The sequence below is a fragment of the Mesorhizobium sp. M0051 genome (assembly GCF_040323235.1).
Taxonomy (GTDB): Bacteria; Pseudomonadota; Alphaproteobacteria; order Rhizobiales; family Rhizobiaceae; genus Mesorhizobium.
Map to the genome: position 1 here is coordinate 73,877 of NZ_JAMYUT010000001.1, position 13,031 is coordinate 86,907.

13 protein-coding genes are annotated in these 13,031 nt (G+C 63.7%); all 13 read left to right on the plus strand.

Features of this window, described 5'->3' with window-relative positions; genetic code table 11:
• Positions 1-78 precede the first annotated feature (78 nt).
• Complete coding sequence (fliF, locus tag NKJ90_RS00335) at positions 79-1,725, plus strand: flagellar basal-body MS-ring/collar protein FliF (protein WP_023761693.1); 1,647 nt, start codon at positions 79-81, stop codon at positions 1,723-1,725.
• Positions 1,726-1,728: 3 nt separating this feature from the next.
• A complete protein-coding gene (locus NKJ90_RS00340) occupies positions 1,729-2,349 on the plus strand; it encodes a hypothetical protein (RefSeq protein WP_023761694.1) in 621 nt (206 codons plus the stop codon).
• On the plus strand, positions 2,346-3,710 hold the full coding sequence (locus NKJ90_RS00345) for a MotB family protein (RefSeq protein ID WP_352485504.1): 1,365 nt from the start codon (positions 2,346-2,348) through the stop codon (positions 3,708-3,710). Before NKJ90_RS00340 ends, NKJ90_RS00345 begins: the two co-directional genes overlap by 4 nt.
• Positions 3,707-5,089 (plus strand): MotC family chemotaxis protein, encoded by a 1,383-nt coding sequence (locus NKJ90_RS00350; RefSeq protein WP_023761696.1) that lies wholly within the window; start codon positions 3,707-3,709, stop codon positions 5,087-5,089. Before NKJ90_RS00345 ends, NKJ90_RS00350 begins: the two co-directional genes overlap by 4 nt.
• Positions 5,086-6,492 carry a flagellar hook-length control protein FliK gene (gene fliK, locus NKJ90_RS00355; protein WP_023761697.1) on the plus strand — a complete coding sequence of 469 codons (1,407 nt, stop codon included), beginning with the start codon at positions 5,086-5,088 and terminating at the stop codon, positions 6,490-6,492. Before NKJ90_RS00350 ends, fliK begins: the two co-directional genes overlap by 4 nt.
• Complete coding sequence (locus NKJ90_RS00360; RefSeq protein WP_050589583.1) at positions 6,422-7,009, plus strand: transglycosylase SLT domain-containing protein; 588 nt, start codon at positions 6,422-6,424, stop codon at positions 7,007-7,009. Before fliK ends, NKJ90_RS00360 begins: the two co-directional genes overlap by 71 nt.
• Positions 7,010-7,229: 220 nt before the next feature.
• On the plus strand, positions 7,230-7,898 hold the full coding sequence (locus tag NKJ90_RS00365; protein ID WP_023761699.1) for a response regulator transcription factor: 669 nt from the start codon (positions 7,230-7,232) through the stop codon (positions 7,896-7,898).
• A 100-nt stretch (positions 7,899-7,998) separates the two neighbouring features.
• On the plus strand, positions 7,999-9,255 hold the full coding sequence (locus NKJ90_RS00370) for a flagellar hook protein FlgE (RefSeq protein ID WP_023761701.1): 1,257 nt from the start codon (positions 7,999-8,001) through the stop codon (positions 9,253-9,255).
• A gap of 27 nt (positions 9,256-9,282) precedes the next feature.
• Positions 9,283-10,734 carry a flagellar hook-associated protein FlgK gene (gene flgK / locus NKJ90_RS00375; protein WP_352485506.1) on the plus strand — a complete coding sequence of 484 codons (1,452 nt, stop codon included), beginning with the start codon at positions 9,283-9,285 and terminating at the stop codon, positions 10,732-10,734.
• Between the two features lie 3 nt (positions 10,735-10,737).
• Positions 10,738-11,781: a flagellar hook-associated family protein gene (locus NKJ90_RS00380; protein ID WP_031260869.1), complete on the plus strand. Its 1,044-nt coding sequence runs from the start codon at positions 10,738-10,740 to the stop codon at positions 11,779-11,781.
• 31 nt (positions 11,782-11,812) lie between these two features.
• A complete protein-coding gene (gene flaF / locus NKJ90_RS00385; RefSeq protein WP_023761704.1) occupies positions 11,813-12,160 on the plus strand; it encodes a flagellar biosynthesis regulator FlaF in 348 nt (115 codons plus the stop codon).
• Positions 12,157-12,600 carry a flagellar biosynthesis repressor FlbT gene (gene flbT / locus NKJ90_RS00390; protein WP_023761705.1) on the plus strand — a complete coding sequence of 148 codons (444 nt, stop codon included), beginning with the start codon at positions 12,157-12,159 and terminating at the stop codon, positions 12,598-12,600. Before flaF ends, flbT begins: the two co-directional genes overlap by 4 nt.
• Positions 12,600-13,007 (plus strand): flagellar hook assembly protein FlgD, encoded by a 408-nt coding sequence (gene flgD, locus NKJ90_RS00395; protein ID WP_023761706.1) that lies wholly within the window; start codon positions 12,600-12,602, stop codon positions 13,005-13,007. Before flbT ends, flgD begins: the two co-directional genes overlap by 1 nt.
• Positions 13,008-13,031 lie beyond the last annotated feature (24 nt).

A 13,031-nucleotide genomic window follows, 5' to 3' on the forward strand; every position in this document is an offset into this window, starting at 1 on the left:
GCGCGGCCCGATTTCATTTTCGCACAAGCTTCGAAGACTACTGTTCCGGCGGACAATCATGCTGGGAGTCGTTGAACCGTGCCGGAACAGATCCAGAGCATCATCTCGAATCTCCGCGGGTTTGGCGTGAAGCGCCTCGCCATGCTGGCGGGCATCGCGGTTCTGGTGATGGGTGTCATCGGCATCGCCTCGGTCTATCTCAACCGCCCCGCCTACGACACGCTCTATGTCGGCCTCGACCGCGCCGACGTGAACCAGATCGGCCTGGTGCTGGGCGAAGCCGGCATCGGCTTCGACGTCGGTGCCGACGGAACCTCGGTGCTGGTGCCGGCCGGCACCACCGCGCAGGCGCGCATGCTGCTGGCCGAAAAGGGGCTGCCGACAAGCGCCAATGCCGGCTACGAACTGTTCGACAATGTCGGCTCGCTCGGCCTCACCTCCTTCATGCAGCAGATCACCCGCGCGCGTGCGCTGGAAGGCGAGATCGCCCGCACCATCCAGTCGATATCGGGCATCAAGGCGGCGCGCGTCCATATCGTCATGTCCGAACGCGCCAATTTCCGCCGCGACGATCAGCAGCCTTCCGCCTCGGTGGTCATCCGCTACGCCGGCATCGACGCCGAGAAGAGCGCCATGTCGATCCGCCATCTCGTTGCCGCCGCCGTCCCCGGCCTGTCGGCCGACAAGGTGACGGTGCTCGATTCCAGCGGCAATCTGCTGGCCGCGGGCGATGACCCTTCCAACACCAGCGCCGCCCGCACGCTCGGCGTCGAGCAGACCGTCGAGGCTCAGATCGGCGACAACATCCGCCGTGCGCTGACTGCCTATCTCGGCCCCGATAATTTCCGCGCCAGCGTCAAGGCCGAGGTCAACACCGACACCCGCCAGACCGAAGAAACCATCTTCGATCCGAACTCCCGCGTCGAACGCTCGGTGCAATCGGTGCGCGCCAACGAGAACAACAATCAGAAGCAGGCCTCGACCCCGGCCAGCGTCGAACAGAACCTGCCCGAGACCCAGGCAACCGCCACCGATGGTCCGCAGTCCTCTTCGCAGAACGATCGCAGAGAAGAGATCACCAACTACGAGATCAATTCAAAGAAGATCGCCACCGTCTCCAACGGCTACAGCGTCACCAAGATGTCCATTGCCGTCGTCGTCAACCAGCAGCGGCTGATGACCATACTCGGCAAGGACGCCACGCCGGAGCAGATTGCCAAGCGCGTCGCCGACATCCAGAAGATGGTGACCTCGGCCACCGGCCTGGACGAAAAGCGCGGCGACGTCATCGATGTCTCGGCTGTCGAGTTCATCGACGGGCTGGAGGGCGAGGCGATCCCGCAGGCCGGAATGCTCGATTCCATCGGCCAGCATGCCGGCACGCTGATCAACGCCGGCGCCTTCATCGTCGTGGTGTTCCTGGTCGCCTTCTTCGGCCTGAGGCCAATGGCATCGGCGCTGACGGCTAAGGCAACACCGGCCCTGTCGGGCCCCAGCTTCGATGACGTCCAGCGCTCGCTGCCAATGCCGGAAGCCACGGCGGTCGCCGACAATGTCGCGGTTGGCGCCTTGCCCGGTTCGCGACCAGGTCCGACACCGCTCGATGATCTTCGCCAGAAGATCAGGCCGGCGCCGCAGGATCGGCTTGCCCGAATGGTCGACCTCAACGAGGAGCGTACCGCGCAGATCCTGCGCAAATGGGCAGCCCAGGAAGTTGCGGTGTAGACCATGCCCTCCGCAGCCCTCTTCGACCTTCTGCCTGATTTCGGCACACGCACGCAACGTGCCAGCCGGGCCACGGTCGATCCCCAACACAATCAGGAGACGCCTGCCCCGCAAGCCGATATCGGCACGCTGATCGCGGAAGCGGTTGTCCAGGCCGAGGTTGCGCTTGAGGCGCGCCTTTCGGTTGCGCATGAAGCAGCGCTCGAAGCCGAACGCCAGGCCAATGCAGAAGAAGCAAGGGTATTTCTCGAAAGCCTTGGCGACGATATCGGCAAGGCGGTCTCGCAGCGTATCGATGCCATGGAGGCGCGTGTGACCGGACTTGTCGCCGCCACGGTCGCTCGCATCATTGGCGGCATCATTAGCGACGATCTGCAGAAACGCTCGATCGAGGTGCTCGCCAGTGCGATACGCGAGGCGGTCGGCGATGCTGAAGCGGTGCGCATCGCCGTCCGCGGGCCGCTCTCACTATTCGAAACGCTGAAGGCATCGCTCGGGCCACGCGCCGCCAATCTCGACTTCGTCGAGACACCGGGCTTCGACCTCACTGTCGCCATCGACGAGGCGGTGTTCGAAACGCGCATGGCCGAATGGTCGACGACCCTCTCAGAGGTTCTTGCATGAGCGTCGCAGAGGCCGGACACGCCCCCCACGAAATCATCATCGTGCGGCATGCGCATGGCGATCACGACGACGCCCACCATGGCGGCGTCTGGAAGATCGCCTTCGCCGACTTCATGACGGCCATGATGTGTTTCTTCCTGGTCATGTGGCTGATCAACGCCGCCAACGAGCAGACCAAGGCGGCCGTCGCCAGCTACTTCAACCCAGTCAAGCTGGTCGACCGCAATTCGAGCCGCAAGGGCCTGGAGGATCTCGGCGACGGTCCGCGCGCGATCGGCACGACGGCCGACAATCCGCAGAAGGCGACCAACAAGGCCGGCCAGGACGGCGACGGCTCGGCGGACCGCAAGCAGGAAAAGCAGGAACTGCCGCAGGCGGAGCACTCCGACGAGCATCTGTTCGCCGATCCTTATGCGGTGCTTTCGGAAATCGCCACCGACACCGGCGTCATGCAGAACGTCAGTCAGAAGGGCGACGGCGGCGCGCAGGCTGCCGGCCCGGCGACAGGCGCCTCTGGCGGCGCCTCCTACCGCGATCCCTTCGAGCCGGATTTCTGGTCGCAACAAATGGCGGCGCCCGCCGCGGAGGCCAGTGCCGAGCGCACCAGGATCGAGGGCGATCCGGTCAAGCCCGGCGACAAGGCCGCCGAAACGCAAGTGCCGAAAGTCAAAGCCGTACCGCCCGTCGCTGCCGCACCGCACGAACCGCTGGCCAAGGACGCGATCGGCAAGCAGGCCACGAATCCGGAAATGGCCAAGGTCGGCGACACGAAATCAAGCGAAACCAAACCGGGCGAGACCAAACCGAACGACATCAAGGCCGCGGACCCAGCCAAAGCCGACGCCGAGCCGCAAAAGGCTGCCAAGCCCTACACCAGCGAGAAGGCGCCGACCGCCGCCGCTGTCAAGGCCGCGGCCGACGTCAAGCGGCAGTTGGCCGATGCCTTCAAATCCGGCGACAAGCTGCACGACGGCGTCTCGGTCGAAGCCACCGACAAGGGCGTCGTCATCTCTATCACCGACCAGTTCGACTTCGGCATGTTCGAGGTTGGCTCGGCGCTGCCGAGACGCGAACTTGTGCTGGCGATGGAGAAGATCGGCCGCATCGTCAACAGCCAAAAGGGCACCATCAGCATCAACGGCCACACCGACGCGCGACCTTTCCGCAGCGACAGCTACGACAATTGGCGACTGTCGACGGCGCGCGCGCATTCCGCCTACTACATGCTCGTGCGCGGTGGCGTCGACGAACGCCGCATCACCGAGGTCGCAGGCTTCGCCGACCGCCAGCCGAAGGACCCCGCGAATCCATTGGCGGCCGTGAACCGCCGCATCGAAATCCTGATGGCGACCGACGGATGAGGCGAACCGCCGCCATCAGCCAATTGATTGGCCTGTTGCTGCTGGCAGTCGGACACCCGTCGGCCGGCTTCGCTCAGGAAGCGCTGCAGCCATATCAGTTGGTGCGCTCGCTGCAGCTGGTGCAGGATCGCATAGCCACCGGCGATCATGCCGCGCTCCCGATGCAGGCCAAGCTGCTGGAGATGGCGGATGCGCGCCTGCGCACGGCGGATGCCGAGGACTACAAGGATCCCAAGAACTTTCGCGCCCTGCTTGTCTACGGCATGAGCGGCGGCAACCCGGTGACGGTGGAGGCCGCCGCGTCGCGCGCCACGACGGACCCGCAAAACCTTGCCATAGCCAAAGGCGTAATCGACTACCTGACCGGCCGGCCCGGCGAGGCGATCGAAGCCTTGAAGCCGATCGAGCCCATGGCGCTGCCTCCGGATCTCGGCGCTTTCCTTGCGCTGGTCAAAGGCTCGTTGCTTGCCGGCGACCAGCCAGCGGCCGCACTTGGTCTGCTCGACAAGGCAAGATTGCTCAGCCCCGGCACGCTGGTCGAGGAAGCTGCACTTCGCCGTTCGGTCGGCATTGCAGTCGCGCAAGGTGACGCGGCACGCTTCGCGCTTGCCTCCACCCAATATGTGGAGCGCTATCTTTATTCACCCTATGCCAGCCAGTTCGCCGACTCTTTCGTCTCCGGCGTCATCGCGCTGCATATGTCGATCAGCCAAGACAAGCTGGCCGACATTACCTCAATGATGGATTCCGAGCGCGAGAAGGTGATCTATCTACGCATCGCCCGCCGCGCCGCGATCGACGGTCTGAACGACCTGTCGGCCTTCGCCTCGGTACGGGCCGAGCAGGGCCGCGACGGCAACACCAACCAGGATGATCCCCGCGCCTTGCTCTATGCCAGCCTTTCCACCGTCACCTCGGGCACCATCGAGGATGTTCGCGGCAAGCTTGGCAGGATCGACCGCAGCCGGTTGTCGGATGGCGACCGCGCTTTGCTGGACGCCGCGCAGGCCATTGCTGGCGAAGTCGTGGCGCCGCCCACCGCCCTTCCCGAGGAAAAGCCTGCCCCTGTTGCGGTCGGGCAACCACCGGTGCCCGAGACCGCCACACCGCAAGGCGCCGATGTCAGCGGACTGCCACCGGTCGAAGGCGCGATCTCGGAGCAACCTGCCGCCGCCGCAGCCTCCGGCCGACCAGCTGCCAGTGCGCCGGACACGCACGCGGTTCCGTCCGCGCCTGCCGATGCGGCGGCTGTCATGCCGGCGTCGGCGCCGTCGCCTGCTGCCAGTCCCCAGCCCACCGATCCGACCGATGCCGCCATGACCAGAACACGTCGACAGCTCGACGTGATCGACCAGATGCTTGGAGCCGCCCCCAAATGACCGCCAGACTCGGCCCGGCCCTGCCAGGATCTGCCTCCACGCGCGCGACGTCGGAGCGACCGGCCGCGAATGGCAGGAACGATGACGATGGCTTCGGCAAGGTGCTGCGCGGCGACACCGATCCTGCCCGCCCGCAACGGCAGCCGACGACCGAAGCGGGAACACGAAACCCGCGCTGGAGCAAGCTCACTGCCGGCCTCGCCGGCCATGTCGGCAAGGCCGAGCCGTCGTCGGCCGATCCAGGACCGATCGCCCCCGCCAAAGGGCCGGCCGTGAAGGCCGGCAAGGACGACCTGGGACCAAAGTCACACAGGAACGATGCCGACGCCGAAAAGGCGGCTCCGGAAGCCGATGCCGCGCCGCTTCAAGACGACCTGCCGCTGCTGATCGCGTTTCATGACCTGCGCCATTTCTCCACATCGTCCAAAGCAGCCGGGCGCGAGGCATCAACTGGCGAGAGCCCGCCGGCCCCGGCGCTCGACGGGCAAGCTCCACTGCCGAAGACCTACCGCTCGAAATTGACCGCCGGACGCGAAGCCCTCGAAACTGTATCGAAGCCGGAGCAGGTCTCGATCGTCGAGGGGTCTCTGACGGAGCTTGATGCCAAGCCGCCGAGTGCTGCCGGTGCTGCCTCGAGCACGTCGAAACGCGACAACACGGTGGCGCCCCAGAAGCTGCCGGAGGCGCCGGCTGCCGAGGCGCCCGGCGCACGGTCGAAGCACGACGCGCCGGCGATGAAGAGCATCGAGGACGTCCAGTCCGCGATGCGGCCCGAAGCGGGAAAACAGTCTCCGTCCGCGACACGCATCGACGTGGTGTCCGAACGGAGCTACCCAGCACCGCCGCAAAGTCCCATCAGCCAGGCAGCTCTCAATGTGATCAACGCCATAGCCGCCGATAGCGGCCCGCAAAAGGCAGTTTCAGCCTCATCCACGACCGCCCGGCTGGCCAGCTCTGTTGCCGTTCCGACACATGTGTTGAAGATCGAGCTGCACCCAGCCGAACTCGGGATGGTTACGGCCCATCTTCGCCTCTCCGGAGAACAACTTTCGATTGAGCTGAAGCCTGAAACACATGACGCCTATCGTCGTCTGTCAGCCGACAGCGAGGCCATCGTCAAATCGCTGCGCGGGCTTGGCTTCGAGGTCGACAAGGTCACAATCATGCAACCTTCGGTAGCAGGTCCCGCCACAACCCGCTCCGATGCAACCGCACCCCTGCCGGCGGCAACGGGCCGCGATCCGTCGTCCTTTCAATCCGGGAATTCGGGCGGCGGCAATGGTGGAGCCGGCGGCCAGAAATCGGGTCAGCAACCCTCGGGAAAACGCAACGATGATGCGCAGGATTACGGCCGCGGCACTTCGCCTTCTCGCGAGCGCTCTGGCGGCGATATCATTATCTAGCGCGGCAAGCGCTGCCGCTGCTGTGGCCAACCCTTGCGAGCCGGAGATCCTGCGCGCCGCCGATCGCTATGGCGTACCCGCCGGCATCCTCTATGCCGTTGGCCTGACGGAGACCGGAAACAAGGGCAGCCTTCAACCCAACGCCTTGAATATAGAGGGAAAAGCGGTCTTTCCGCGAAGCCGGGCCGAAGCCCTTGCCGCCTTTGCCAATGCCCGCCGCGAGGGCAAGACGCTGATCGATCTGGGCTGCATGCAGATCAACCATCACTACCACGCCTCGCATTTTCGCAGCGTCGAGGACATGCTCGACCCACGCCAGAACGTCGATTACGCGGCGCGCTTCCTGGCCGGCCTCCATGCCCGTCACGAGACCTGGTCGATGGCTGTCGCCCGCTATCATGCCGGTTCCGACAACGATCCGGCACAGAAGATCTATGTCTGCCGCGTCATTGCCAACATGGTCGCCACAGGCTTTGGAAAATGGACCGCGAACGCTCGCGGCTTTTGCAACCCATAAGCGTATTTCCCGGTTCAGCGAGTCGATCCCGCAACCCTGACTCGTCGCTTGGACCAAGTCGGCTCTTACCCTCGAGAGCATATTTGGCTGCATGCTAATGCAACCGATACGATTCCGGACTCCCAAGAAACTAGCTACAAGAAATGACGGTTGTTCAGGATTCTCGCCAGCGGATACGCCTTTCTTCACGGGGCAAATGATTTGATTCGGAGGCGGGCCGATGATTGTTATCGTTGACGAGCGCGAGCTCGTAACAGAGGGATACAATTCACTTTTCGATCGTGAGGGCATCGCCTGTGCAGGCTTTGCATCCGGCGAGTTTGGTGAGTGGGTGAACTCGGCTGCCGATACCGATCTTCGCTCGGTCAGGGCCTTCCTCATCGGCGACTGCCGCGATGGCTCCATCTCTCCCCGCCAGATCCGCGATCGCACCGGCGCTCCGGTCATCGCGCTCAGCGAACAGCACTCCCTGGAGAACACGCTGCGGTTGTTTGAAAGCGGCGTCGACGACGTCATTCGCAAGCCCGTCCACATCAGAGAGATACTGGCCCGCATCACCGCCATCCGCCGTCGGGCCCAGGAAGATGTCGCCTACACCGAGATCGGCGCCATGCGCATCTTCATGGACGGCCGCGACCCAGAAATCGACGGCCAGCCCCTGCCCCTGCCGCGCCGTGAGCGCCGCATCCTCGAATATCTGGCGAGCAATCGCGGGCGTCGCGTCACCAAGACCCAGGTTTTCAACGCCATCTACGGCATCTTCGACGAAGAGGTCGAGGAGAACGTGGTCGAAAGCCACATCAGCAAACTGCGCAAGAAGCTGCGCGAAAAGCTGGGCAGCGACCCGATCGATTCCAAGCGCTTTCTTGGCTACCGGCTGGTCTTCTGATGCAGCTTCGCGCCAGCCTCGCGCAAGAAAACACGCGTAGCCTCGTTGCCAGTGGCATCCACTTTGGAGCCAGCGGCATGCACATTGGGGAGACGTTTCGATGAGCCTCTACGGAATGATGCGGACCGGCGTTTCCGGCATGAACGCGCAAGCAAACCGCCTGTCGACGGTCGCCGACAACATCGCCAATTCCGATACCACCGGTTACAAGCGGTCCTCCGCAGAGTTCTCGACGCTGGTCATGCCATCTACAGGCGGCGCTTATAATTCCGGCGGCATCACCACGACGATCCGTCAGGCGGTCAGCGATCCGGGCGTGCTTCAATACACGACCTCGGTCTCGGATCTTGCTGTCAGCGGCGATGGTTTCTTTGTCGTTCAGGATCCGAGCGGCACACCTTACCTGACCCGCGCCGGCGCCTTCGTGCCCGATGGGCAGGGCAGGCTGGTCAACTCGGCCGGCTTCCAGCTGATGGCCTATAGCTACGACAACGGCGTGCCGGCAGCGACGGTCAACGGCTTCGAGGGATTGGTCCCGGTTGTCATCTCCGACCAGGGAATGACCGCGACGCCGAGCACCGACGGTAGCTATGCCGGCAACCTGCCGGCAGGCGCGACACCGGTCGCGACCGCCAACCTGCCCGCCGCCAACGCTGCGGGCGCACAATACACGTCGAAATCCTCGATGGTCGCCTATGACAATCTCGGCAACAAGAAGCTGCTCGACGTCTATTTCACCAACACCGGCACCGGCACCTGGCAGGTAGCGGTCTTCGACCAGTCGAAGGCCACTGCCGGAACCTCATTTCCCTACACAGGCGGCGCGCTCGGTTCGGCCAATCTGACCTTCGACACCACCACCGGCAAGCTCACCGGCACGCCCACCAGCGTTTCATTCACCGTGCCGAACGGCTCTGCCTTTTCGCTCGATCTGTCGGCGCTGACCCAGCTTGGCACCGGCTTCACCGTTTCCGATGCCCAGGTCAACGGCAACGCGCCGAGCACCATCGACAAGGTCCAGATCAGCAAGGACGGCACCATCTACGCCCAGTACAAGGACGGTTCCACCAAACCGCTCTACAAGATCCCGCTGGCCGACGTGCAGAGCCCGGATCAACTCACCGCACTGCCCGGCAATGTCTACTCGCAGGGCACCGAGTCGGGCGCGGTCCGTGTCGGCTTCGCCAATGAAGGCAAGCTTGGCTCCATTATCTCCGGCGCGATCGAGAACTCCAACGTCGACATCGCCGAGGAGCTGACCAACATGATCGCAGCGCAGCGCAGCTACACCGCCAATTCGAAAGTCTTCCAGACCGGCTCCGATCTGATGGACGTCCTTGTAAACCTGAAGAGATAAAACGGGCACCGCCCCGCGAAAGACCGCATGTCACTGTCTACCGCATTGAGTATCGCCCAGTCCGCGCTTATGAACACCGCGCGACAGACCAGCGTTGTCTCGCGCAACGTTGCCGACGCCTCCAATCCGGACTATTCGCGCCGCCAGGCCATCGTCACCAGCACGGCGCCGGGCGCGCGGTCGGTTGATATTCAACGCGTCACCAATGACCTCTTGTTCCGCCAGAATCTCGGCGCACTGTCGGCCTGGAGCGGCCAGAACGCGCTCTTCAGCGGCATGGATCAGCTGGGAGTTGCGGTCAACGGCGTCGACAATGCGTCCTCGCCCTCGTCCGTGATCGCCAACCTGCAGCAGGCGCTGCAGCTCTACGCCACTTCCCCGTCCAACCAGAACCTCGGAGCCAGCGTCATCGACGCCGCCAAGCAGGTTGTGCGTTCGCTGAACGAGGGCTCCAAGGCCGTCCAGGATTTCCGCACCCAGACCGATGGCCAGATCGCCACGGCGGTTGACGACCTGAACTCGCTGCTCAGCCAGTTCCAGGATGCCAACACGGCCGTCATGACCGGAACCCGCTCCGGCAACGATGTTTCCGATGCGCTCGACCAGCGCGACGCGCTTTTGAAGAAGATTTCGAACTATGTCCCGGTGTCGACTTTCTCGCGGGGCGACAATGACATGGTCATCACCACCGGTGACGGCACGACATTGTTCGAGACGATACCGCGCACGGTCAGTTTCGCGGCGTCGGCTGGCTATACCGCGGGCGCCGCCGGCAATGCAGTCTATATCGACAATGTGCCGATCTCGGCGGGAGCCGGCGGCAACACCAGCGCCAGCGGCACGCTTGCCGGCCTGCTGCAACTGCGCGACGGCGTCGCCTCGACCATGCAGAGCCAGCTCGACGAGACCGCGCGCGGCCTGATCACGGCCTTTGCCGAAACGGCGCCATCGCAACCTAACAAAACCGGCCTTTTCACATGGTCGGGCGCGCCGGCCGTGCCGGCAGCGGGCACGCTGGTCAACGGGCTTGCCGCATCCATCAGCGTCAATGCGGTGATGGACCCGAGCAGCGGCGGCAATCCGACGCTGCTGCGCGACGGCGGTGCCAACGGTGCGGCCTATGTCGCCAACACCGGTGGCGCATCCTATTCCACCCTGCTGATTGCCTATGGCGATCGGCTCGACCAGCCGATGGCCTTCGATCCCGCCGCCGGGGTTTCGGCTACGTCCAGCGTTTCCGATTACGCGGCCAACTCGATCGGCTGGTTCGAGGGCATGCGCCAGCAGGCATCGACCGCTTCCGACGCCAAGGAAGCACTGGCCTCGCGCAGCGCCGAGGCGCTGTCCAACGCAACCGGCGTCAATGTCGACCAGGAAATGTCGCTGCTCCTCGACCTCGAGCACACCTATCAGGCGTCGGCCCGGATGATGAAAACCGTCGACGACATGATGGCGGCCTTGCTCAACGCGGTGGGATAATCCATGACTTCTGTCTCGTCAGCCGCCATATCGAACGCCATGCGCTCCCAGCAGATGCGCATGCAGGCCGATCTCGTCAAAGCTACGAAAGAGTCCTCGAGTGGCAAGGTCGCCGATGTCGGTCTAGCTCTCGGAGGGCGCACTGCCCAGTCCGTCACCTTCCAGCGCGATCTCGACCGGCTCAATGTCATCATCGACTCCAACGGCCTGGTCGGCGCTCGCCTTTCCTCGACGCAGACCTCGCTTGGCCAGCTCTCCGGCGCCGCTCAGACATTCCTGTCTGCCCTGACCACCGCCTCATCAAGCGATTCTTCCAACAGTCTCACCCGGGATTCCGGCAAAGCGACCATCCAGCAGCTGACCTCGATCCTCAACACCAGCGTCAACGGCGAGTACCTGTTCGCCGGCACCAACACCGACGTCAAGCCGATCAACGACTTCAGCGCCGCCGGCTCGCCGGCAAAGGCGGCATTCGATGCTTCCTTCGTCACCAATTTCGGTTTCACCCCGGATGACCCGGCAGCCGCCAACATCACTGCCGCGCAGATGGACGATTTCATCACCAACGACGTCGTACCGCAGTTCATGGGTCCGGGATGGCAAGGCAACTGGTCGAACGCCACCGACCAGCAGATCGTCAGCCGCATCGCGCTCAACGAAACCACACCGACCTCGACCAGTGCCAACAGCGACGGCATCCAGAAGCTCGCCATGGCGGCAACCATGGTTGCCAGCCTGATGTCCAGCAACATCAGCCAGGCTGCGAAGAACACGGTCGTCAGCCGCTCCACGTTGCTGGTCGGCGAAGCGCTGAGCGGCATTGCCCAGGTTCAGTCCGAGACCGGCATCGTCCAGAAGCGGCTGTCCGACGCAAACGACCGTATGAAAACTCAGACCGATCTGTTCGAACGGCATATTGTCGATCTGGTTGGCGTCGATCCAGCCGAAGCCGCGACCCGCGTCGCCGACCTGACGCAGCACATCGAAACGTCCTTCGCGCTGACCGCACGCCTGCAGCAGCTCAGCCTGCTGAATTACCTGACCTGACAACGCTTAACGGAACGGTAGAGCCCCAACGATGTACCAATTCTCCTACGCCGACATCCAGAGCACCTCAGTAGCCGATGCGAAGGACCGCGAGCGGGAACTCCTGACCCGCTCGATCGACATGCTGGCGGCAGCGGCGGCGGCCGGCCACAGTTCGATGGAGGCGATCGAGGCACTGAATTTCACCAACCGTGTCTGGACCGCCTTCGTCGAGGACCTCGGCTCCAGCGACAACGCCCTGCCCAAGGAACTGCGCGCCAACCTCATTTCCATCGGTCTGTGGCTGCTGCGCGAGGCGGAGGACATTCGCCAGGGCCGCACCAATAATTTCGAAGGGCTGATCGAAGTGTCCCAGATCATCAGGGACGGCATTCAATGACCAACACACTGAAGATATCGCTCAAGCCGAATGAAAAGATCTACATTAACGGCGCCGTCATCCGTGTCGACCGCAAGGTCACCGTCGAATTGATGAACGACGTGCAGTTCCTGCTCGAAAGCCACGTGATCCAGGCCGAAGATGCCTCGACGCCGCTCAAGCAGCTGTATTTCATCCTGCAGGTCATGCTGATGAACCCGGCCGGCGCGGCCGCCGCGCGCGACATGTTCCGACGCTCGCTGCCGTTGCTGCTTGTAAGCTTCGAAGACACCCAGATCTGCGGCGCGCTGAAACAGATCGACCGCATGGTCGGCGAGGATTATATTTACGAGGCGCTGAAAGCAATTCGCGCGCTCTATCCGCTTGAACGCCGCGCGCTGGGCGGCAATGACGACGTTCCGGGTGCCGAGCGCCCGCTGGCTGTGGGAGCACGATACTGATGAACGTGGACATGACGACGAAGATACCGACCGGCGCCAACCAGGCCACCGCGTCGACGTCGAAGACAGCGGTCGACTATCAGTCCTTCCTGAAGCTTCTGATCGCCGAGATGAAGAACCAGGATCCGACCAAGCCGATGGACTCGACGCAGTACGTCGCCCAGCTCGCCACGTTCTCGCAGGTCGAGCAATCGGTGCAAAGCAACACCAAGCTCGACCAGATCATGCAGTCCTCGGCGCTGTCGCAGGCCGACGCGCTGATCGGGCGATCGATAACCTCCGCCGATGGCAACACGACAGGCACGGTGGCGTCGGTGCGCCTCGCCACCAGCGGCCTCATCGCAGTGCTGCAGAACGGCACCGAAGTCGCGGTCGGGCCGGGAGTCTCGGTCAAGGCAGCGAGCTGACGCTTTCGACAGAGAGCAAGTCCC

Excerpts from the sequence above, each read along its gene's own strand:
- fliK (WP_023761697.1), top strand. The coding sequence starts at position 5,086 with ATGACCGCCAGACTCGGCCCGGCCCTGCCAGGATCTGCCTCCACGCGC.
- NKJ90_RS00360 (WP_050589583.1), top strand. The coding sequence starts at position 6,422 with ATGATGCGCAGGATTACGGCCGCGGCACTTCGCCTTCTCGCGAGCGCT.
- NKJ90_RS00365 (WP_023761699.1), top strand. The coding sequence starts at position 7,230 with ATGATTGTTATCGTTGACGAGCGCGAGCTCGTAACAGAGGGATACAAT.
- NKJ90_RS00380 (WP_031260869.1), top strand. The coding sequence starts at position 10,738 with ATGACTTCTGTCTCGTCAGCCGCCATATCGAACGCCATGCGCTCCCAG.
- NKJ90_RS00345 (WP_352485504.1), top strand. The coding sequence starts at position 2,346 with ATGAGCGTCGCAGAGGCCGGACACGCCCCCCACGAAATCATCATCGTG.
- flgK (WP_352485506.1), top strand. The coding sequence starts at position 9,283 with ATGTCACTGTCTACCGCATTGAGTATCGCCCAGTCCGCGCTTATGAAC.
- NKJ90_RS00370 (WP_023761701.1), top strand. The coding sequence starts at position 7,999 with ATGAGCCTCTACGGAATGATGCGGACCGGCGTTTCCGGCATGAACGCG.
- NKJ90_RS00350 (WP_023761696.1), top strand. The coding sequence starts at position 3,707 with ATGAGGCGAACCGCCGCCATCAGCCAATTGATTGGCCTGTTGCTGCTG.
- NKJ90_RS00340 (WP_023761694.1), top strand. The coding sequence starts at position 1,729 with ATGCCCTCCGCAGCCCTCTTCGACCTTCTGCCTGATTTCGGCACACGC.
- flgD (WP_023761706.1), top strand. The coding sequence starts at position 12,600 with ATGAACGTGGACATGACGACGAAGATACCGACCGGCGCCAACCAGGCC.
- flaF (WP_023761704.1), top strand. The coding sequence starts at position 11,813 with ATGTACCAATTCTCCTACGCCGACATCCAGAGCACCTCAGTAGCCGAT.
- flbT (WP_023761705.1), top strand. The coding sequence starts at position 12,157 with ATGACCAACACACTGAAGATATCGCTCAAGCCGAATGAAAAGATCTAC.